This is a genomic window from Pseudomonas poae RE*1-1-14 (assembly GCF_000336465.1).
GTDB lineage: Bacteria > Pseudomonadota > Gammaproteobacteria > Pseudomonadales > Pseudomonadaceae > Aquipseudomonas > Aquipseudomonas poae.
The window spans coordinates 4,301,167-4,321,843 of the sequence record NC_020209.1; the positions used below are offsets into that span (position 1 = coordinate 4,301,167).

Consider the following 20,677-nt stretch of genomic DNA (forward strand, 5'->3'; position numbering starts at 1 on the left):
CGAACTTGTCCGACGCTCACATTGCCCTACCCATCCCAATACCACTACGGCATCACTAACGTTAGTTGTTTGGCCGGAAACACATAAACAGTGTTCGTGGCGTTGGATGTAAAAAAAGACTCAATCTCAATAATTCCCGGTCCGAGGGTATACATTCCGGGCCTGATACTTACCCCCGTGGCAAAATACTGCGGCGCGGTGCCAGGATGCACCGTCGACATATGATTAAATATGGCCGAAGGATTACCCGTCGTTATATTTTGCATATCCACATTCCATGTATCACCCGCCTGCGGATTAACGGGCAACATACCGACGGACACTATTAAACTAAAGCCACCATGGTATTGAAACCTCGCATAGGGTTTACCGTATAACGTATATGCAACGTTTAGAGGATCTTTATGATCAAACCCGACATGATCTTCAAGCGCATCCTGAAAAAAGTCCGAATAGTAATAGTCAGGCTCGATCGAAAGCAATTTGTATCTGAATGGCATCATGCACCTCACATTACGACGGGGCCAAGATCTCGCCTAGTGCAAATTGATCATATTAGCCCTGCGAGGCAACGCAACTGTCAACCTTGACAGTTGACAACGTCCACTCATTGTCTTCCAGCGAAAAAGGCGCATGATGCCTGTGAGTTTCTTCACAGGCATCATGCGCCTACATCATGTTATTCACTGCACATCAGCATAAAGCCCATGGAAGAATCACCCGCGGGTTTGTTATCACCTACCTTGAGGGTCAGAACGTTAACGTAATTGATAGCGGGCGCACTGCCCAGTTTGGCGTGACCGTAGAAAATGTGATCATTGGAACTGACGTCAATAACCGATACCGTGCAGAAACCCGGTTTTTCTTTAAACGTACCAGGGATAAATCTGACTTTGTAATCTGAAAAATAGTCAGGTTGGGCAGTCAACTTCACCTCCTTTATCCACTGCGGTGATTGCGTGGTAATCGTGCCATCTTTATCGATAGACGCAGTGAATATCTGATTTTTTGCGAATACGGGCACAGCCGTACCCATCGCCAGCAAGGCCATGATTGCGCCAGCAGCTTTGATAAATCTCATCATCAATGTTCCTTTATTGAATGGGGCGTAACGCGTTGCCGCCGCTACCTTAAACCACCCACGCCGGATAAGATCACCGTTTCAAAGACCGTCAGAAAAAATAGAAATGACTGCAGGCATTGAGGATTTAAACTTACAAAGGCAATGGAACACCCAAGCCACTTCCCAGCATCACGAGGTTATTTACGTTTGCCAGTCCAGCAGGAGGACACACAACCGGACCTTGTCCAGCCTTAGCCCTTACGACTCGCTATTCATGAATAGCAAAAACTAAGACAGTATTAAATTTATACTTCCCGGCTGAAAAACATAGACTGCACTAGCAGAATACGATTTAAAACTACAATTGATTTCAATCATACCTGCACCCAGCGTTCTAATCGCCGGCATATTTAAAAAAACACGCACATCCTGTTTACTGCCAGCATCAATTTTGCCCTTAGCATTAAAGACCGCTGCGGGATCATTCGTCGTGACATTCATAACATCAAAAACCCATTCATCGCCCGCACCGGGCTTAACTGGCAATACACTGAAGGGCATCACTAGCCCCATACCGCCCAAATACTTAACGGCCACACCAGTATTATTACTTTGAACGCTTGCAGCATTCAGCGTGTTTTCAGGATCAAAAACCATTCCATCTTCGAGTTTGTCCGTATAAAAATCCGAACCATACACATCAAGGGATGTCGACAGCAATTTATATTTGAATGGCATCGTACACCTCACACGGTTAATTAAAAAACGCCGTCTGTTGAACGATGATCATAGAAGCCTTACCCTTGAAAGCAACTGCCAACCTTGACAGTTGACAAGCCTCATAACGCGTACCACTCACAGGCACCGTATGTATTCTGGAAACGTGTGATCAGTCGCTTCAAGGCAAATCGGCTTAGCACAAACAACGATAGCGCCCCGCCTTTCCATTTCTTATAAATCTAGAAACCTGTCATTGTTCACAGGTCATTGGCTGCAACGATAACCATACACTCTTGAAAGCGGTTAATAACCTAACACTTATTACTCGTTTCTGACGGCAGACAGTCCTGTTACCTCAACCGACTGAGAAGAGAAAGGATCAATGTTCATTACCCCCATCACGGCGCACGCAGCGTTTCCTGCATCAGCGGTTATCGATCTATTTCCTCAGTATAAAACACCGTACACCGGCCCTGTTCTAGTGGCCCTCCGACCTAAAATATTAACGACTGCCAGGCTAGATGTATTTGATATCGAGGCTTACCTTCCAAGGTGCATTAGAGCAAATTACACCCTGGAACTCAGACTTGAAAACCTTGCCACTAACACGATCAGTATCCTGACCATCGTCCCGTTGACTGACCGCATTGTTTATGAAGACATGGAACATCAGGGAGGTAAGCATCTAATAAAAAATTTTGATATGCGCAATACGACGTTCTCTCCCGGAGATTACGAATTCAGCTTCGAATTACGAAACGCCTCAAATGCGACGATGGCTGTATCTCTGCCGCAAGCCTATAAAATAACTTGACCCCTTGGCAGCCAACGTCAGCGCCCATTCAGCCACGTCATTAAGACATTGGGCGGCTGCTTATCGAAAAGCATATCCGGGAAACAAAAAAACCCGCCTTCCGGCGGGTTTCTTTTAAATGAACTCAACGCTCAGGATCAATTCACCTTAGCGTTCAACTCACCCTTCAAATACCGCTGATACATCGCTTCCAACGAAATCGGCTTGATTTTCGAAGCATTGCCCGCCGTACCAAACGCTTCATAACGCGCAATGCACACATCACGCATCGCAGTCACGGTGGCGCCGAAGAACTTGCGCGGGTCGAATTCGCTCTGGTTGGTGGCCATCAGGCGACGCATCGCACCGGTGGAGGCCAGGCGCAGGTCGGTGTCGATGTTGACCTTGCGCACGCCATGCTTGATGCCTTCAACAATTTCTTCAACCGGCACGCCGTAGGTTTCTTTGATGTCGCCGCCGTACTGGTTGATGATCGCCAGCCACTCCTGGGGCACGGAGGAAGAACCGTGCATCACCAGGTGGGTGTTGGGGATGCGCTTGTGGATTTCCTTGATGCGGTCGATGGCCAGTACGTCGCCGGTCGGCGGCTTGGTGAACTTGTAGGCGCCGTGGCTGGTGCCGATGGCGATGGCCAGGGCGTCGACCTGGGTCTTTTTCACGAAGTCAGCGGCTTCTTCCGGGTCGGTCAGCATCTGACTGTGATCCAGCACGCCTTCGGCGCCAATGCCGTCTTCTTCGCCGGCCATGCCGGTTTCAAGCGACCCCAGGCAACCGAGCTCGCCTTCCACCGACACGCCGCAGGCGTGCGCCATGGCCACGGTTTGCTGGGTAACGCGTACGTTGTACTCGTAATCGGTCGGCGTCTTGCCGTCTTCGCCGAGGGAGCCGTCCATCATGACCGAGCTGAAGCCCAGCTGGATGGAACGCTGGCACACATCCGGGCTGGTGCCGTGGTCCTGGTGCATGCACACCGGGATGTGCGGGAATTCTTCGATAGCGGCGAGGATCAGGTGACGCAGGAACGGCGCACCGGCGTATTTGCGGGCACCGGCCGACGCCTGGACGATCACGGGGGAGTCGGTCTTGTCAGCGGCTTCCATGATGGCGCGCATCTGCTCAAGGTTGTTGACGTTAAAGGCTGGGACGCCATAGCCGAACTCGGCTGCGTGGTCCAGCATTTGACGCATGCTGATAAGTGCCATTGTGTTGTCTCTCCCGGTAGAGGGTCGTTAATCGTGCAAGCCTGCCGTAGCGGCGGCTGCTATTCAAGTTATTGCAGATCAAGGGGTTAAGCTTGATCTGCTGAATCGTTATTGCAATGTCCGGTTCACACATAAATCACTTTGGAACCGGATCAATGTGGGAGCTGGCTTACCTGCTCCCACACTTGGATCTCATTTATCTTGAGATCGTGTTCTTACTGCGCCTTACAGCCGCGCCCAATCAAATCATCAGTGGCGACCCAGTAAACCAGGCCTTCCTCACCCTTGGTGTGAAACGCCAATTGGCCGTCGCTATACAGCACACCCGAAGCTGCAACCTCTTGCTTGAGGCGATAAACCTGGTCAGAACCGCCGAGGCGCACATCCACTTCGGAGCGGGCCGCATTGGCAAAGCGCCAGTTCACCTCGGCCTTGCTGTCGCACGTCCAGGTCGTCCACTTGTCAGCCGGCTCTGCCTTGCTGAACATGTTCATGCTGCTGCAACCGCCCAACAGGGCCACTGCCGCCAGGGCGAAAACACCTTTCATTGCCAATCCTCGCAGGGCGGCCAACGGCCGCCAGTTGATCAGACCCATCAAGGGCAACCCTGTTCCTGACCGTTGGGCGCGGCGTCATATTTCTCCAGCCGTTCGTTGCCGATGCGCTTGTTGATCACCGGCATGGTCTCGGCTTGCCAGTCGGCCTGGTAGCAGCTCTTGTTCTGCGGCGCATCTGCCTTTTCGGGCGCAGGCGGCGCGCTGGGCGTGCTGCCGCAGCCGGCCAGCAGGCCCGCTGCGATCACCAGTGCCAACGACTTGATCATGGGAATGCTCCTTTTCCGGATCATGACGGGTCTCAGCCCTTGGCCCGGGTTTCCAGCACTTCCACGGCCGGCAGGACTTTGCCCTCGACGAACTCAAGGAACGCGCCGCCACCGGTGGAAATGTAGGAGATCTGATCAGCAACGCCATATTTATCGATGGCCGCCAAAGTGTCGCCACCGCCGGCGATGGAGAATGCCGAGCTGTCGGCGATGGCCTTGGCCAGCACTTTGGTGCCGTTGCCGAACTGGTCGAATTCGAACACGCCGACCGGGCCGTTCCACAGAATGGTGCGGGACGCCTTCAGCAGTTCAGCAAAGTTGGCTGCGGTTTGCGGGCCGATATCCAGAATCATGTCGTCATCGGCCACGTCGGCGATGAGTTTGACGGTGGCCTCGGCGCTTTCGGCGAACTCCTTGGCAACGACCACGTCGACCGGCAATGGCACGCTGACCTTGGCGGCAATGGCGCGGGCGGTGTCCAGCAGGTCCGGCTCGTACAGGGACTTGCCCACCGGGTGGCCGGCTGCGGCGAGGAACGTGTTGGCGATGCCACCGCCGACGATCAACTGGTTGCAGATCTGGCTGAGGCTGTTGAGTACGTCCAGCTTGGTGGACACTTTCGAGCCAGCCACGATGGCCGCCATCGGCTGTGCCGGCGCGCCCAGCGCCTTGCCCAGTGCATCCAGTTCAGCCGCCAGCAATGGGCCGGCAGCGGCAACCTTGGCGAACTTGGCCACGCCGTGGGTCGACCCTTCGGCGCGGTGGGCGGTGCCAAAAGCGTCCATCACGAACACGTCGCACAGGTCCGCGTATTGCCGGGCCAGTTCGTCGCTGTTCTTTTTCTCGCCCTTGTTGAAGCGCACGTTCTCGAACAGCACGATGTCGCCGACTTTCACCTCGACGCCATCCAGATAATTGGCCACCAGCGGCACGTCACGACCCAGGGCCTTGCTCAGGTATTGCGCCACCGGCTTGAGGCTGTTTTCAGCCGAGAACTCACCTTCGGTCGGGCGACCCAGGTGGGAGCAGACCATCACGGCCGCACCTTTTTCCAGAGCCAGCTTGATGGTCGGCAGCGAGGCCAGGATTCGCGCATCGCTGGTGACTACACCGTCCTTGACGGGGACGTTGAGGTCTTCGCGAATCAGTACGCGCTTACCTTGCAGATCGAGGTCGGTCATCTTCAACACGGTCATGGGTCGCAGTTCCTGAATTACTGTTGAGGTTGTTGGGGTGAGGCCACTTGCAGGTAGTGCTGGGCGACGTCGAGCATGCGGTTGGCAAAGCCCCATTCGTTGTCGAACCAGGCCAGGATGTTCACCAGCCGTGGGCCGGAGACGCGGGTCTGGCTGGCGTCGACAATCGCCGAATGCGGGTCGTGGTTGAAATCACAACTGGCGTGGGGCAACTCGGTGTAGGCCAGCAGGCCTTTGAGCGGGCCGCGGGTGGCGGCGTCGCGCAATATCCGGTTGACCTCCAGCGCATCGGTATCGCTGATGCTCTGCAGGGTGATGTCCAGGCAAGACACGTTCACCGTCGGCACCCGTACGGCTTTGGCCTGGATTCGTCCGGCAAGTTCCGGCAGCAATCGCTCGATGCCACGGGCCAGGCCGGTGGACACCGGGATCACCGACTGGAACGCCGAGCGCGTGCGGCGCAGGTCTTCATGATGATAGGCGTCAATCACCGGCTGGTCGTTCATCGCCGAGTGAATGGTGGTGATCGACACGTAATCGATGCCGATGGACTGGTCCAGCAGGCGCAACAGCGGCACGCTGCAGTTGGTGGTGCAGGACGCGTTGGACACCAGCAGCTCGGCGCCGGTCAGGCAGTCCTGGTTGATGCCGTAGACGATGGTGGCGTCGACATCCGCCTCGCTGGCCATCGGCTGGGAAAACAGCACACGCGGCGCACCGGCGTCGAGAAAACGCTGGCCGTCGGCGCGAGTGTTATAGACACCGGAACATTCCAGCACCAGGTCGACGCCCAGTGCCTTCCAGTCGATGCCTTCGGGGGCGGCACTGCGCAACACTTGCACGCAGTTGCCATTGATATGCAGACAATCGTCTTCAACCCGCACTTCGCCTGGGAAGCGGCCGTGGGTGGAGTCAAAGCGTGTCAGGTACTCGATGCTGGCCATGTCGGCCAGATCGTTGATCGCGACAATCTCAAACCCGGCTGCCGCCCCTCGCTCGAACAGCGCACGCAAGACGCAACGACCAATGCGGCCGTAGCCGTTGAGTGCAACTTTGTAGGGACGCGGTGGGGGCATGGGGTTCTCGATCAAGGTTAGTTCGGTGTTGAATGCACCATCGCCATCGCGGGCAAGCCCGCTCCCACAGTAGACCGCAATCCACCTGTGGGAGCGGGCTTGCCCGCGATAGCGCCAGTACAGACAACGCAGACTGACTTAGTCTTCCAGCAGCTCTTCAGCCTGACCCAGGATGTTTTCCAGGGTGAAGCCGAACTCTTCGAACAACGCAGGCGCCGGCGCCGACTCACCGTAGGTGGTCATGCCGATCACGCGGCCTTCCAGGCCCACGTACTTGTACCAGTAGTCGGCGTGTGCCGCTTCAACGGCGATACGCGCGCTGACCTGCAACGGCAAAACCGATTGCTTGTAGCCGGCGTCCTGAGCTTCGAACACGCTGGTGCACGGCATGGACACAACGCGTACGTTGCGGCCTTGCGCGGTCAGCTTGTCATAGGCCTGCACGGTCAGGCCCACTTCGGAACCGGTGGAGATCAGAATCAGTTCGGGCTCGCCGATGCAGTCCTTGAGCACATAACCGCCACGGCTGATGTCGGCGATCTGCGCGTCGGTACGCACCTGATGCTGCAGGTTCTGACGCGAGAAGATCAGCGCCGAAGGGCCGTCCTTGCGCTCAATGGCATGCTTCCAGGCCACGGCGGATTCCACCGCGTCGGCTGGGCGCCAGCAATCCAGGTTCGGCGTGGTGCGCAGGCTGGTCAGTTGCTCGACCGGCTGGTGCGTCGGGCCGTCTTCGCCCAGGCCGATGGAGTCGTGGGTGTACACATGGATCACGCGTTTTTTCATCAGCGCGGCCATGCGCACGGCGTTGCGCGCGTATTCCATGAACATCAGGAAGGTGGCGCCGTAAGGCACCAGGCCGCCGTGCAGGGACACACCGTTCATGATGGCGCTCATGCCGAACTCGCGCACACCGTAGTACATGTAGTTGCCGCTGGCGTCTTCGGCCGACACGCCTTTGCAGCCTTTCCACAGGGTCAGGTTGGAACCGGCCAGGTCGGCCGAACCGCCGAGGATCTCGGGCAGCAGCGGGCCAAAGGCGTTCAAGGTGTTCTGGCTGGCTTTACGGCTGGCGATGGTTTCGCCCTTGGCCGCGACTTCGGCGATGTAGGCCGAGGCTTTTTCCGAGAAATCGGCAGGCAGGTCACCGGCCAGGCGACGCACCAGCTCGTTGGCCAACTCCGGGAATTCGGCGGAGTAGGCTGCAAAACGCTGGTCCCACTCGGCTTCAGCAGCCAGGCCTTTTTCCTTCGCGTCCCATTCGGCGGCAATGTCGGCCGGAATTTCGAACGGGCCGTAGTTCCACTTCAGCGCTTCGCGGGTCAGGGCGATTTCCGCGTCACCCAGAGGGGCGCCGTGGCAGTCTTCCTTGCCCTGCTTGTTCGGCGAGCCGAAGCCGATGGTGGTCTTGCAGCAGATCAGGGTCGGCTGCACGCTCTTGCGCGCGGTGTCGATGGCGGTTTTGATTTCTTCCGGATCGTGGCCGTCGACGTTGCGGATCACCTGCCAGTTGTAGGCTTCGAAACGTTTAGGCGTGTCATCGGTGAACCAGCCTTCGACTTCGCCGTCGATGGAGATGCCGTTGTCATCGTAGAAGGCAATCAGCTTGCCCAGGCCCAAGGTGCCGGCCAGGGAAGCGACTTCGTGGGAAATGCCTTCCATCATGCAGCCATCACCCAGGAACACATAGGTGTGGTGATCGACGATGTCATGGCCAGGACGGTTGAACTGCGCGCCCAGGACTTTTTCCGCCAGCGCAAAACCCACGGCGTTGGCCAAGCCCTGGCCCAGGGGACCGGTGGTGGTCTCCACGCCGGGGGTGTAGCCGAACTCCGGGTGACCCGGGGTGCGACTGTGCAGCTGGCGGAAGCTCTTGAGGTCGTCGATGGTGACGTCGTAGCCGGTCAGGTGCAGCAGCGAATAGATCAGCATCGAGCCGTGGCCGTTGGACAGCACGAAGCGGTCGCGGTCGGCGAAGGAGGGATTGCTCGGGTTGTGTTTCAGGTAATCACGCCAAAGTACCTCGGCGATATCCGCCATGCCCATCGGGGCACCGGGATGGCCGCTGTTGGCTTTTTGCACGGCATCCATGCTGAGGGCACGAATGGCGTTGGCACGCTCACGACGGCTGGGCATCGCTGTTCTCCTGCGGATATTGAATCGAGAATGAATAAAAGAAACGAAAAAAGGACCGGCATTTTCCCTCAGCCACCGCCTGCGGGCAATGACAGATACTCACTTGAGGCCCTTTTTCCTGTGGCGGGTGTACCAATGCCGTGTAGAACAGTGCCACCCACTCGTCCAGAAGACAGAACGGCGTCTTATAACCGCCACTTATCGTTCAATATCAAAACTTTTTGATATTGGTCTTGCAGGGACTCCACCCCGTCACTAGACTGCTGGCCTTATGAACATGACCGTGCCTTCCCTGCGTCCCGACGATAGCGATGAGCTGGCCGCCCTGTGCAAGGCCGCCGGTGATCCGTTGCGCCTGAACGTATTGCGCGCGCTGGCCAACGATTCGTTTGGCGTATTGGAGCTGTCGCGGATCTTCGCCATCGGTCAGTCCGGCATGAGCCACCACCTGAAGGTGCTGGCCCAGGCCGACCTGGTGGCCACACGCCGCGAAGGCAATGCGATTTTTTACCGACGCGCCCTGCCCCACACCGAGTTGCTCGGCGGCAAGCTGCACGGCGCCCTGCTCGAAGAAGTCGACAACCTGCACCTGCCCGGCGACGTGCAAACCCGCATCAGCGAAGTGCATGGGCAACGCGCAGCCGCCAGCCAGGATTTTTTCTCACGGGTGGCCGAGAAGTTTCGTGCCCAGCAGGACTTGATTGCCGGCCTGCCTCAGTACCGCGAAAGCGTATTGGCGCTGCTCGACAAGTTGAGCTTCAGTAACAAGGCCACCGCACTGGAAGTCGGCCCCGGCGACGGCGGTTTCCTGCCGGACCTGGCGCGGCGCTTCGTGCAGGTTACAGCGCTGGACAACAGCCCGGCGATGCTGGAGCTGGCCCGCCAGCTGTGTGAACGCGAGGCGCTGGGCAATGTCACCCTGCAACTGGCTGATGCGTTGAGCGACACGCCCCTGCAGGCCGACTGCGTGGTGCTGAACATGGTCCTGCACCATTTCGCCGCCCCGGCAGACGCCCTCAAACAAATGGCCGGGTTGCTGCACCCCGGCGGTAGCCTGCTGGTTACAGATTTATGCAGCCACAACCAGAATTGGGCCAGGGAGGCCTGCGGTGATCTCTGGTTGGGTTTTGAACAGGACGATCTGGCCCGTTGGGCCACCGCTGCGGGACTCGTTCCCGGGGAAAGCCTCTATGTAGGTTTACGTAATGGTTTCCAGATCCAGGTCCGCCATTTTCAGCGACCGGCTGGCGACACTCACCATCGGTAAATATCAGGAAATCATCGAGATGAGCGAATACTCCCTTTTCACCTCCGAGTCCGTGTCTGAAGGGCATCCGGACAAAATCGCCGACCAGATTTCCGACGCGGTGCTGGACGCCATCATTGCTGAAGACAAATTCGCCCGCGTGGCGTGCGAGACGCTGGTGAAAACCGGTGTAGCGATCATCGCAGGCGAAGTGACCACCACCGCCTGGGTCGACCTGGAGCAGATCGTTCGTGACGTGATCACCGACATTGGCTACAACAGCTCCGACGTTGGCTTCGACGGCGCCACCTGCGGCGTGATGAACATCATCGGCAAGCAGTCCCCGGACATCAACCAGGGCGTGGACCGCGCCAAGCCGGAAGACCAGGGCGCCGGTGACCAGGGCCTGATGTTCGGCTACGCCAGCAACGAAACCGACGTGCTGATGCCGGCGCCGATCACCTTCTCGCACCAGTTGGTGCAGCGTCAGGCCGAAGCGCGCAAATCCGGCGTGCTGCCGTGGCTGCGCCCGGATGCCAAGTCTCAGGTCACCTGCCGCTACGAAGGCGGCAAAGTCGTCGGCATCGATGCCGTGGTGCTGTCGACCCAGCACAACCCGGACGTTTCCTATGCCGACCTGCGTGAAGGCGTGATGGAGCTGATCGTCAAGCACGTGCTGCCGGCCGAGTTGCTGACCAAGGACACCCAGTTCCACATTAACCCGACCGGCCAATTCATCATCGGCGGCCCGGTGGGTGACTGCGGTCTCACCGGGCGCAAGATCATCGTCGACAGCTACGGCGGCATGGCCCGTCACGGCGGCGGTGCGTTTTCGGGCAAAGACCCGTCCAAGGTTGACCGTTCGGCCGCCTACGCCGGTCGTTACGTGGCCAAGAACATCGTGGCCGCCGGCCTGGCCGAGCGCTGCGAGATCCAGGTTTCCTACGCTATCGGCGTGGCCCAGCCTACGTCGATCTCGCTGAATACCTTCGGCACCGGCAAGATCAGCGACGACAAGATCGTCAAGCTGGTACGTGAGATCTTTGACCTGCGCCCTTACGCAATCACCACCATGCTCGACCTGCTGCACCCGATGTACCAGGAGACCGCAGCCTACGGCCACTTCGGCCGTACCCCTGCGCAGAAGACCATCGGTGACGACACGTTCACCACCTTCACTTGGGAAAAAACCGACCGCGCCAACGACCTGCGCACCGCCGCCGGCCTGTAACTTCGGCAAGCGGAAATACCCGGTAAAAAGCCCCGCCCTGTCGGGGCTTTTTTGTGGCTGGGGGAATCATTTAGGCTGAGGACCCTTTTCGAGCAAGGATGCTCATCATGCGTCTGGCGATTGTTCTCTTACTCTGTACCCTGGCCTGTCGAGCATGGGCCCAGGACTGCCCCCCACAAGCGCAAACGCAGGTTGGTACCCTGGCTGAACAGATACGATTGTGGGACGACAGCTACCATCGACTGGGTCAGTCGCCCGTCAGCGATGAACTCTACGATCAGGCCCGTCAGCGCTTGGCCAGTTGGCGCGAGTGTTTCCCCCAGACCACCACGGTCGCTGATCAGCCATTGGCCAGCGCACGGGGAACGTTGCGCCATCCGGTCGCCCATACCGGTCTGGAAAAGCTGGCCAACGAAGCGGCCGTCGCCGCCTGGCTGGGCAGCCGGCATGACGTATGGGTGCAGCCCAAGGTCGACGGCGTTGCAGTCACGCTGCTGTACCGCAAAGGCCGTTTAACGCAGGTGATCAGTCGCGGCGATGGCCTGCTTGGCCAGGACTGGTCGGTGTCTGCGCGCAGAATCCCCGGTATTGTCCAGCAACTGCCGGAGCCCCTCGACCTGCTGCTGCAGGGCGAACTCTACTGGCGCCTCGACGACCACGTGCAATCGGCGCAAGGCGGCCTCAACAACCGCGGCAAAGTGGCCGGCCTGATGAACCGGCGGCAGTTGAGCGACGCCGAGGCCGCCGGCATCGGCCTGTTCGTCTGGGCCTGGCCGGAAGGCCCGCCCTCCTTCGTCGAGCGCCTGGCCAACCTTGAACGCTTGGGTTTCACCGACACCCTGCGCTACAGCCGTCCCATTCAGAGCATCACCGACGCCGCACACTGGCGCGCCTATTGGTACAACCAGCCCCTGCCGTTCGCCAGCGACGGCGTAGTGCTGCATCAGGCGCAGCGCGCACCCGCCGAGCGCTGGAAAGCCAGCCCGCCTTACTGGGCGGCCGCCTGGAAATACCCGGCGGCCAAAGCCCTGGCGCTGGTGCGTGACGTGCAGTTCAAGATCGGCCGCACCGGACGCATCACGCCCATACTGGAACTCGAACCGGTGCGGTTGGAAGACCGGCAGATCAGCCGGGTGAGTGCCGGCTCGCTGAAGCGCTGGCAGGCCCTGGACATACGCCCTGGCGACCAGGTGTCGATCACCCTGGCCGGCCAGATCATCCCGCACCTGGACCAGGTCATCCTGCGCAGCACCCACAGGGAGGACCTGGCCATACCCGACCCGCGTCACTATCACGCCTTGAGTTGCTGGCAACTGGACCCGGGGTGCGATGAGCAGTTACTCGCACGCCTGACCTGGCTAAGCGGTAACCAGGGACTCGCACTGCCCCATATGGGTCGCGAAACCTGGAGCCTGTTGATCGAGGCAGGTCTGATCGCCAGCCTGCTCGATTGGTTGACCCTGGATGCGACAGAGCTTGCTAACATTGACGGCTTCGGTGATCGCAGCCGCGCGCGGGTCATTGACAGCCTGCACAGCGCCCGGCAACGGCCGTTCGCGCAATGGCTCAAAGCCTTGGGCGTACCGCCTGCGGCCCGCAACAATCTGGAAGGCGACTGGCAGACGCTGGTCGCCAGAGACCACCAGGCCTGGCTCGCCATCGATGGCATCGGCCCGGGACGCGCGGCGCAACTGAGCGCTTTTTTTCGCGACCCGCACGTGCTGAGCCTGGCTGAAACTTTACGGGTGGCCGGTATAGACGGCTTTTGAACCTTGCCAGCCCCCTTCGATTGCGACTCTGGAGTAATACATGAAATTTCTAGCACCTTTCGCCCTGTTTACCGTCGCCAGTTTCATGACCATGCCGCTGCTGGCCGCGCAAGAAGCCGACCCACTCACCGGCTGCGCCGCCAAGCGCCAGGCCATCAGCACCCAGATCGAGCAGGCCAAGACCCAAGGCAACGGCGCACAGCAGGCTGGCCTGGAAAAAGCCTTGAGTGAAGTCACCGCCAACTGCACCGACGCGTCCCTGAAGAAGGAACGCGAAAACAAGGTGCTCGACGCCAAGCACGAAGTCAGCCGCCGTCAGGCCGATCTCGACAAGGCGATGAAAAAGGGCGATGCCGACAAGATCAACAAGCGCAAGGACAAGCTCGCCGAGTCACGCAAGGCATTGCAGGACGCCGTGGAAGAGCTCGACCAATAACAGCCGTCAGTGATCGCGAAATCGTTTTCAGGAAGTGCATGCATGAATGTCACCGTTAAACCCTGGGGCCGCCGCCTGGCGTGGGCCCTCCCGATGATCGCGCTGCTGGCCGGCTGCGACATGGGCAAAGACACCGGCAACGTCGCCGTTGAACCAGAGCCTGCCAAGCCGCACGCCATTGCCACGTATGTCGGCGCGCCGTGGGAGGCCTTGCCGGCCGTGTCCGACAGCGATCTGCTGGCCGGGTTCGAATCCTGGCGCAGCGCTTGCCAGCGGCTCAAGGCCGACCCGGTCTGGGGCACTACCTGCGCCGCAGCGGCCAGCGTGCCCACCGATGCCGTGGCAGTGCGCGGTTTTCTCAAGGAGCGCTTGGATGTGTTCGGCCTGCGCTCGGCGCAGGACAGCGCAAACGGCTTGATCACCGGCTATTACGAGCCGGTCTACCCCGGCAGCCTGACCGAAACCGCCAGCGCCCATGTGCCGGTGTACGGTGTGCCGGACGACCTGATCATCGTCAATCTGGAGAGCATCTACCCCGAACTCAAGGGCAAGCGCCTGCGCGGGCGCCTTGAAGGCCACGTAATCAAGCCCTATGACGATGCGGCCACCGTTAACAGCCAAGGCTCCACGGCCAAGCCGATTGCCTGGCTGACCAACCCCATGGACCTGCAATTTCTGCAGATCCAGGGTTCCGGGCGCATTCAACTGGCCGATGGGCGCCAACTGCGCGTCGGCTATGGCGACCAGAACGGCTATCCCTACCGCCCCATTGGACGCTGGCTGGTGGAGCAAGGCGAGCTGAAAAAAGAAGACGTGACCATGGGCGCCATCAGCGCCTGGGCCAAGGCGAACCCGCAACGCATCCCCGAATTGCTGGCAAGCAACCCCAGCTACGTCTTCTTCAGCGCCCGTCCCGACAGCAACGAAGGCCCACGCGGCTCGCTCAATGTGCCCCTGACCGCCGGCTACAGCGTGGCGGTGGACCGCAAGGTCATCCCGCTGGGCAGCCTGCTGTGGCTGTCGACCACCAAACCGGACGGCTCACCCATCGCCCGACCGGTGGCCGCGCAGGACACCGGCGGCGCAATCACCGGCGAAGTGCGTGCAGATCTGTTCTGGGGGACCGGCGAGGCGGCGGGTGAGTTGGCAGGGAACATGAAGCAGCAAGGTCAGATCTGGATGCTCTGGCCCAAGGGCGTAGCGTTGCCGCACGTACCAGATGCGCCGACCGGGACCTGACAACGCTATCGCCCAGCAAACTGAGGCTTTGTGGAGAGCAGGTCTGTTGTGGCGAGCGTGCTTGCCCCGCGTTGGGGTGCGAAGCGCCCCCCCAATCCAGCAACACGCGGTGTACCTGATACGGCTCAGCGCCTGGTTGTGGGGCTGCTGCGCAGCCCAACGCAGGACAAGCCTGCTCGCCACAGGGAATCTGCGTTTAACTGAACGGCATTAGGGCAAGCCCGCTCGCCACAGATCAGCCCCGCCAAGACAGGCAGGCTTGCATCAGGCTTCAGATCGAAACGAAGAAGAAGCTCGCGATCAGCGCCATACCCACAAGCCACACCACCGAACGCAGCATCGCCCAGTCCGCCAGGTAGCAAATGATGTACAACAGGCGACTGGTGATAAACAGCACCGCCAGCACATTGATGGTCACCAGTTCGGCCGTGCCGGCCAGGTGCGCGATGATCACCGCTGCAGCAAACGCCGGGGTCACCTCAAAACTGTTGAGTTGCGCACTGTGGGCGCGCTTGGCAAACCCATCGAGGGTGTCCAGGTAGGCGCGGGGGTCGTGGTTCTGCCGTGGGCCGAACTTGCCGCCGCTGAATTTGGCTACTCCCGTGCACAAATAAGGCAAAAAAATCGCAATCAATACACACCAGAACGCTACCGTCATCACTGAATTCCTTTTGTCGTTTTATGCAGCGATTAGACTTCTAGCACTAAAAATGCCCAATCGCACCTAATCGCTTAGGTGCCATGGCACGCAGAAAGGTTCTATCGCGCTTTCGCCCTGGCGACCTGCAACCTCATGTTGATATTGCGGTCCATGCCCCATCAATCACTTTGCCTCTCTTCCAAGGACCCCGGATGCTTGAACTTGTCGCCGCCTTCATTTGCCTCACCACCCTGCTCACCTATGTGAACTATCGGTTTATCGGGCTGCCGCCCACCATCGGCGTGATGGTCACTGCGCTGCTGTTTTCCCTGATTCTGCAAGGCCTGAGCTTTCTCGGCTTTCCTGGCCTGGAAGAACGCATCCAGCAGCTCATCGGCCAGATCGACTTCGGCGACCTGCTGATGAACTGGATGCTCTCGTTCCTGCTGTTCGCCGGCGCCCTGCACGTCAACCTCAACGACCTGCGCAGCTACCGCTGGCCCATCGGCCTGCTGGCGACCTTCGGCGTACTGATCGCCACCGTGGTGATCGGCAGCCTGGCTTACTACATCTTTGCCCTGTTCGGCTGGCACGTCAGCTTCCTGTACTGCCTGCTGTTCGGCGCGTTGATTTCGCCCACCGACCCGATTGCGGTGCTGGGCGTTCTGCGTACCGCCAACGCCTCGAAGCCGCTGAAGACCACCATCGTCGGCGAGTCGCTGTTCAACGACGGCACCGCGGTGGTGGTGTTTACCGTGCTGTTGGGCATCGCACAGCTGGGAGAAACCCCCACGGTGGGCGCCACTGCAATGCTGTTCGCCCATGAGGCGATTGGCGGCGTGGTGTTCGGCGGACTGATCGGCTACCTCGTGTACCTGATGATCAAGAGCATCGAGCAGCATCAGATCGAAGTGATGCTGACCCTGGCGCTGGTGATCGGCGGCTCGGCGATGGCGTCCGAATTGCACGTCAGCGCGCCGATTGCGATGGTGGTGGCCGGCCTGATCATCGGCAACCTGGGGCGCAAGCTGGCGATGAACGACATGACCCGGCGCTACCTGGACGGCTTCTGGGTTTTCCTAACTACACCAAAAATGCACCTGACGTTGTCAGATTCACATCCCCACAGCCCTCGCCTTTCCGCTCGCTTTTGATTCCAAAGCCAACAAGGCTTTGGGGCTCCTGCTTCTGATGTGGAAGCTTAAGATGTGTATTTGATTGGGAGTGCTCTTGCCATGGCCCTCCTGGCACACCTCGATCTATGACGTACGCCGGAAGCCCTACCAATTGCTCGGTGATGGCAATCTGCTTATATTCCCGTCATTATCGCCATATCGCAGAAGTCCCGTGCTCACGTAGATTTAGTGCTGCCGGTCGTGTTGGGCTTTACCCAGGGAATGGAACCGTGTCCTCATCATTAGCAACTGTGCCCTCACTGATTGAGGTCATAGACAAGCTGTTGAATCAGTCTCCGCTAGACGACTTTGTCAAATGCGCTTTGGACTTTTCCGTCCAGTTGCCAGGCTCACCACCCAAGCTCGCTTTGCTGCATGTACGTTTCCAAGAGGACACTCCTAACACTACTTCCTTGGCGGACTTCCTAAGCAGCCAAGCGGTTAATTACGCGCTTAGCCGGCGGCGTCGTGATGCTTACATGACGCAGCTGAACTCTGGAAAAAATGGTGATCTGTCGCTCACTTCTCAGATTCATAAAGCTGTGAGGAGTGCGTTCATCGATTTCCGCAAGGAGTTTCCGTCTCGAGCAAGTGAGGTCGGTGAGGTTCTTGCTTATTGCGTGGCGATACATCACCTGGGTGCTGCCCAGCTAGTAGCCAAGATGTCCCTGAAAACTTCCACTAATATGCCAGTCCACGGTCTCGATGGAATTCATGCCTCTGTGAAAGACGGCGTGCTAAACGTCTTTTTCCTTGAGTCGAAGCTGGCCGGCTCAGCCGCAAGCGGCACTGCTGATTACGCAGAGTCTATCGCAGGATTCGGAAGCAATAAAAAACAATACATGCAGGAATATGGATTGGTTCGAGACCTAGGCAACCTGGACGCGCTTGATCCAGCAGAAAAAGAACTGCTGATGGATTACCTTGATGTTTTTAATAAGCCTAACTCACCAAAGAGAGAGCGATCCGTTGGTGTGATTTGTTATTCGGAAACTAAGCATTTTGGTAACAAAGTTTCAGTTGATGATACCGTGCTCGATAAGCACGAGACTCACTTCGGTGAATTGTATGTCAAAGACTATGGTCGTCATCATGAAAATGTGAGCAACCAACTTGCAAGGCACGGAGTTGACCCCAATAAGTGTATGCTATATCTGGTGGCGGTACCTGATGTTGATGAGTTGAGGGAGCAGTTTTACGAGTCATTGGGGATTGTGCCAGCACTATCTGATACGGCATTAACACCTCCATTGACCGATGGGGATGATCAAAATGAGTAGCTTTGCATCTGAGTTGTCGGCGCGCATCATCGAAAACGCCGAATTCAGGAAGACTCTAGGAACTCTCCAGTCTGCAGGTGCAGCGAATACTTTGCCAAAGGGCATCGAGCGATCTGAGGCTGATCCTGATGTCGAAGCTCTGGGGAAGTTACTTTACTGCGCATCTGTTTTCGCTCAGTCGAATATCGAGGCTCATGTAGGGATGGCTCAAGCCATCGCATTCAATGCAATGCTAGTTAATCAGGAACAAAGTATTTTGGATCGGTGTTCAGCAGTGTTGACAGAGCTCGGGAATTTTCCCGGTCTCCGATATGCCGAACTGAACTTCAAATCAAAGCTGAATAGTTTGGTTGGCTTGATTCAAAGGCGCGTGGTCGAGCATCTCAACACTATCCGTGTGCATGCAGAACAAATAGCTCTCACGGATTATCAAAAAGAAGTATGGGACTCTCTGGAGGGTGGGTCATCACTTGCGATATCTGCTCCTACCTCAGCAGGGAAATCTTTCTTGGTGATTGAGCACCTATGCCGTCGTGCAGTTTCCTCCAGTAGTTTTACATTTGTATACATAGCTCCTACTCGAGCCCTGCTTTCCGAAGTCCATATGAGGATAAAGGCTCGGCTCGCAAGTGATATAGGAATTCGTGTTACGGATATCCCGACATTTGAACAGGTACCTCGACAGGTCTTTGTCCTGACGCAGGAGCGTTTCCAGGTACTTCTTTCTACAACCGCCGCTAAGATTGATCTAGTAGTCGTAGATGAGGCTCAAAATCTTTCTGACGGTACGCGGGGAATGATCCTCCAGGATTGCATTGAACAGTGCGTGGTGCGCGATGAGCGTACCCATGTAGTTATGCTTGCACCTGGTGCGGAAGGGTTCAAAAAAGCTCTCGAAAGCCTGGGTTTGCCTGAAATTTCGGAAATCACCACCACCGTCTCACCTGTTCTTCAGAATAGGATTGTAGTGACTAAGGGCGTTGGGCCGCGTCAATTGGATTTCAAGCTACTTTCCTCTCTCAACACGACTCCGATAGGTTCTATGACCTGTAGCACTGGTATGTCGTCGCCAGATAGCCGTTTGGCAGCCGTAGCGCTTGAGCTAGGTAGTAGTGGCGGTTCTTTGGTGTATGCCAAGACGCCCACAGAAGCAGCAAAACTCGCAGGATCTATAGCGATAGGGGTTACAGATCCAGGTGCCCTTGGTAAGACTAAAGACTTAGTAGCATTCATCAAAGAACACATTCATCCGGAGTATCACCTGATACACATGGTGGAGAAGGGGGTGGCATTCCATTACGGACAAATGCCGTCGTTGCTCCGAGAGGCTATCGAAAACGCATTTCGTAATGGCTCGATCAAATTCTTAGTCTGCACCACTACTCTGTTCCAAGGCATCAATCTACCAGCTAGAAATGTCTTCATCGATACTCCCGCCCGTGGTAGGGGTGATAAACAGCTTCTCGATCCTGCTCTGCTTTGGAATTTTGCTGGCCGAGCAGGCCGTATGACTAAGGATATAGTTGGAAATGTGTTTCTCGTTGACTACGATTCGTGGAGCCAACAGCCCATGGATAAGTTTACGAAGTTCACCATTAAATCCGCTTTGGGTGAGGCTATCACCCACCACGCTAGTGAAGTTCTCAAGGTGCTGGCAGGGGAGGCACCCGCTGGTAAACCTCGTGATGAAGCAAGTAGAAATGCTTTTGCGTCTGCTGGCATGCTCATCACCAAGGCACGACAAGGTAACGTTCAGAGCTTCCTTGAACGCGTTGCGCCTGAATTGAACGTTAAAGATTCACAGTTGCTTTGTGTTGCCTCTCAACAAGCATCAGATAGCTTGGATCTCCCGCTTAACGTTCTTAATGCAAACTGGACTTTAGACCTTTTTTCTCTGGATAGACTGAAGATTTTCTTACGTGCGAGCCTAGACGATGGAACTCTGGAACCGTTGATTCCGCGAAACCCTTCAGATCTCGCCCGGAAATCCATCGGGCATTACCGCGACATATTTAACATTATGTTTAAATACATAAAAGGTTATGGAGGTAACTTCGGCGGGTATGTAGCAAGAATTGCAGTTCGATGGATGGAGGGTAAGCCTTATCCAGTGATCTTAAAGTATGAGATAAATTCTAAGCAGAGTCAGATTCAGAAAAAGCGAGATATTGAAGGTATGTATGCCCGCACAATTGAGGGTTACAAGGTAAAAAGAGTCACTGAGCTTAATCCCAGCAAGGTGATTAAGGATACTTTCGATATCATCGAAGACGTCATCCGTTTTCAATTGGTGCAGATGGGTAAAGCCTATATCGACATTCTCACTTACGTGATGGTTGAGAATGGTATGAGCCATAGAGTGCCAGAGATTTTTGATTTCTCGTTAGCGCTGGAGTTGGGTGTCAGCACCGTGACAGGGCGAGCGTTTCTTGAGCTTGGTCTATCCCGCATCGCGGCTGCTGAGCTTCAGCGCTTAGTCCCTGATAGCGACCTCGACGTCGTTTCGGCTCGGAAGCTGATAATCGACTTCGATCACACGCCGTTTTCGTTGAGCCAAGTAATTATTGATGAGATAGCTAAGGTTCGCGCTACGATATCTGACACCTTGGTCGTCACAGAGTAATCGCCCTA

Annotated in this window: 18 protein-coding genes and 1 pseudogene; 9 read left to right on the forward strand and 10 right to left on the reverse strand. The window is 57.2% G+C overall.

All coding sequences use genetic code 11. The features are described 5' to 3' along the window. Positions 1-44 precede the first annotated feature (44 nt). From H045_RS18840 to H045_RS24700, 3 genes are all read right to left on the reverse strand, one after another. Positions 45-503, reverse strand: coding sequence for a hypothetical protein (locus H045_RS18840; protein WP_015373156.1), 459 nt, complete (start codon positions 501-503; stop codon positions 45-47). 176 nt (positions 504-679) lie between these two features. Further along, positions 680-1,081, reverse strand: a complete 402-nt coding sequence (locus H045_RS18845) for a hypothetical protein (protein ID WP_015373157.1) — start codon at positions 1,079-1,081, stop codon at positions 680-682. A gap of 270 nt (positions 1,082-1,351) precedes the next feature. Further along, complete coding sequence (locus tag H045_RS24700; RefSeq protein WP_081602902.1) at positions 1,352-1,801, reverse strand: hypothetical protein; 450 nt, start codon at positions 1,799-1,801, stop codon at positions 1,352-1,354. A 364-nt stretch (positions 1,802-2,165) separates the two neighbouring features. On the opposite strand from H045_RS24700, the gene H045_RS18850 reads away from it, so the two are divergent. Further along, the gene (locus tag H045_RS18850; RefSeq protein WP_015373158.1) at positions 2,166-2,597 is read left to right on the forward strand and encodes a hypothetical protein; all 432 of its coding nucleotides are present in this window, start codon (positions 2,166-2,168) and stop codon (positions 2,595-2,597) included. A gap of 137 nt (positions 2,598-2,734) precedes the next feature. Here the strand turns inward: H045_RS18850 and fba are convergent, their stop codons facing one another. The 6 genes from fba to tkt form a co-directional block, all read right to left on the reverse strand. Continuing rightward, positions 2,735-3,799, reverse strand: a complete 1,065-nt coding sequence (fba, locus tag H045_RS18855; protein ID WP_015373159.1) for a class II fructose-bisphosphate aldolase — start codon at positions 3,797-3,799, stop codon at positions 2,735-2,737. A gap of 215 nt (positions 3,800-4,014) precedes the next feature. Beyond that, positions 4,015-4,347 carry an MliC family protein gene (locus H045_RS18860; RefSeq protein ID WP_015373160.1) on the reverse strand — a complete coding sequence of 111 codons (333 nt, stop codon included), beginning with the start codon at positions 4,345-4,347 and terminating at the stop codon, positions 4,015-4,017. A gap of 47 nt (positions 4,348-4,394) precedes the next feature. Continuing rightward, positions 4,395-4,622 (reverse strand): hypothetical protein, encoded by a 228-nt coding sequence (locus tag H045_RS18865; protein ID WP_003234516.1) that lies wholly within the window; start codon positions 4,620-4,622, stop codon positions 4,395-4,397. 32 nt (positions 4,623-4,654) lie between these two features. Then, complete coding sequence (locus H045_RS18870) at positions 4,655-5,818, reverse strand: phosphoglycerate kinase (RefSeq protein WP_015373161.1); 1,164 nt, start codon at positions 5,816-5,818, stop codon at positions 4,655-4,657. 17 nt (positions 5,819-5,835) lie between these two features. Continuing rightward, complete coding sequence (gene epd / locus H045_RS18875) at positions 5,836-6,894, reverse strand: erythrose-4-phosphate dehydrogenase (RefSeq protein ID WP_003234521.1); 1,059 nt, start codon at positions 6,892-6,894, stop codon at positions 5,836-5,838. Positions 6,895-7,032: 138 nt separating this feature from the next. Further along, entirely contained in the window at positions 7,033-9,030 is a 1,998-nt protein-coding gene (gene tkt / locus H045_RS18880) for a transketolase (protein WP_003234522.1), read from the reverse strand. Positions 9,031-9,301: 271 nt separating this feature from the next. Here tkt and H045_RS18885 point away from each other — a divergent pair, with 271 nt between their 5' ends. From H045_RS18885 to mltA, 5 genes are all read left to right on the forward strand, one after another. Beyond that, a complete protein-coding gene (locus tag H045_RS18885; RefSeq protein ID WP_015373162.1) occupies positions 9,302-10,297 on the forward strand; it encodes an ArsR/SmtB family transcription factor in 996 nt (331 codons plus the stop codon). A 19-nt stretch (positions 10,298-10,316) separates the two neighbouring features. Then, positions 10,317-11,507: a methionine adenosyltransferase gene (gene metK / locus H045_RS18890; RefSeq protein ID WP_003234527.1), complete on the forward strand. Its 1,191-nt coding sequence runs from the start codon at positions 10,317-10,319 to the stop codon at positions 11,505-11,507. Between the two features lie 107 nt (positions 11,508-11,614). Then, positions 11,615-13,276 (forward strand): NAD-dependent DNA ligase LigB, encoded by a 1,662-nt coding sequence (gene ligB, locus H045_RS18895; RefSeq protein WP_081602903.1) that lies wholly within the window; start codon positions 11,615-11,617, stop codon positions 13,274-13,276. A gap of 40 nt (positions 13,277-13,316) precedes the next feature. Further along, entirely contained in the window at positions 13,317-13,712 is a 396-nt protein-coding gene (locus tag H045_RS18900) for a DUF1090 domain-containing protein (RefSeq protein ID WP_003234530.1), read from the forward strand. A gap of 42 nt (positions 13,713-13,754) precedes the next feature. Beyond that, positions 13,755-14,951, forward strand: a complete 1,197-nt coding sequence (gene mltA / locus H045_RS18905; protein ID WP_015373164.1) for a murein transglycosylase A — start codon at positions 13,755-13,757, stop codon at positions 14,949-14,951. Between the two features lie 271 nt (positions 14,952-15,222). Here mltA and H045_RS18910 read toward each other — a convergent pair whose 3' ends face one another. Then, complete coding sequence (locus H045_RS18910; protein WP_003234534.1) at positions 15,223-15,609, reverse strand: MAPEG family protein; 387 nt, start codon at positions 15,607-15,609, stop codon at positions 15,223-15,225. 194 nt (positions 15,610-15,803) lie between these two features. Between H045_RS18910 and H045_RS18915 the strand changes: the two are divergent. The 3 genes and pseudogenes from H045_RS18915 to H045_RS18925 all read left to right on the forward strand — a co-directional run. Next, positions 15,804-16,673: pseudogene (locus tag H045_RS18915) on the forward strand (cation:proton antiporter); the annotation flags it as partial. Positions 16,674-16,996: 323 nt separating this feature from the next. Next, positions 16,997-18,046, forward strand: coding sequence for a HamA C-terminal domain-containing protein (locus H045_RS18920; protein WP_015373166.1), 1,050 nt, complete (start codon positions 16,997-16,999; stop codon positions 18,044-18,046). Beyond that, complete coding sequence (locus tag H045_RS18925) at positions 18,039-20,669, forward strand: DEAD/DEAH box helicase (protein WP_015373167.1); 2,631 nt, start codon at positions 18,039-18,041, stop codon at positions 20,667-20,669. Before H045_RS18920 ends, H045_RS18925 begins: the two co-directional genes overlap by 8 nt. Positions 20,670-20,677 lie beyond the last annotated feature (8 nt).

What these genes read in the sequence shown, in the direction of transcription:
- H045_RS18840 (WP_015373156.1), bottom strand. Translation starts at nt 503, where the DNA reads ATGATGCCATTCAGATACAAATTGCTTTCGATCGAGCCTGACTATTAC.
- H045_RS18845 (WP_015373157.1), bottom strand. Translation starts at nt 1,081, where the DNA reads ATGAGATTTATCAAAGCTGCTGGCGCAATCATGGCCTTGCTGGCGATG.
- H045_RS24700 (WP_081602902.1), bottom strand. Translation starts at nt 1,801, where the DNA reads ATGCCATTCAAATATAAATTGCTGTCGACATCCCTTGATGTGTATGGT.
- H045_RS18850 (WP_015373158.1), top strand. Translation starts at nt 2,166, where the DNA reads ATGTTCATTACCCCCATCACGGCGCACGCAGCGTTTCCTGCATCAGCG.
- fba (WP_015373159.1), bottom strand. Translation starts at nt 3,799, where the DNA reads ATGGCACTTATCAGCATGCGTCAAATGCTGGACCACGCAGCCGAGTTC.
- H045_RS18860 (WP_015373160.1), bottom strand. Translation starts at nt 4,347, where the DNA reads ATGAAAGGTGTTTTCGCCCTGGCGGCAGTGGCCCTGTTGGGCGGTTGC.
- H045_RS18865 (WP_003234516.1), bottom strand. Translation starts at nt 4,622, where the DNA reads ATGATCAAGTCGTTGGCACTGGTGATCGCAGCGGGCCTGCTGGCCGGC.
- H045_RS18870 (WP_015373161.1), bottom strand. Translation starts at nt 5,818, where the DNA reads ATGACCGTGTTGAAGATGACCGACCTCGATCTGCAAGGTAAGCGCGTA.
- epd (WP_003234521.1), bottom strand. Translation starts at nt 6,894, where the DNA reads ATGCCCCCACCGCGTCCCTACAAAGTTGCACTCAACGGCTACGGCCGC.
- tkt (WP_003234522.1), bottom strand. Translation starts at nt 9,030, where the DNA reads ATGCCCAGCCGTCGTGAGCGTGCCAACGCCATTCGTGCCCTCAGCATG.
- H045_RS18885 (WP_015373162.1), top strand. Translation starts at nt 9,302, where the DNA reads ATGAACATGACCGTGCCTTCCCTGCGTCCCGACGATAGCGATGAGCTG.
- metK (WP_003234527.1), top strand. Translation starts at nt 10,317, where the DNA reads ATGAGCGAATACTCCCTTTTCACCTCCGAGTCCGTGTCTGAAGGGCAT.
- ligB (WP_081602903.1), top strand. Translation starts at nt 11,615, where the DNA reads ATGCGTCTGGCGATTGTTCTCTTACTCTGTACCCTGGCCTGTCGAGCA.
- H045_RS18900 (WP_003234530.1), top strand. Translation starts at nt 13,317, where the DNA reads ATGAAATTTCTAGCACCTTTCGCCCTGTTTACCGTCGCCAGTTTCATG.
- mltA (WP_015373164.1), top strand. Translation starts at nt 13,755, where the DNA reads ATGAATGTCACCGTTAAACCCTGGGGCCGCCGCCTGGCGTGGGCCCTC.
- H045_RS18910 (WP_003234534.1), bottom strand. Translation starts at nt 15,609, where the DNA reads ATGACGGTAGCGTTCTGGTGTGTATTGATTGCGATTTTTTTGCCTTAT.
- H045_RS18925 (WP_015373167.1), top strand. Translation starts at nt 18,039, where the DNA reads ATGAGTAGCTTTGCATCTGAGTTGTCGGCGCGCATCATCGAAAACGCC.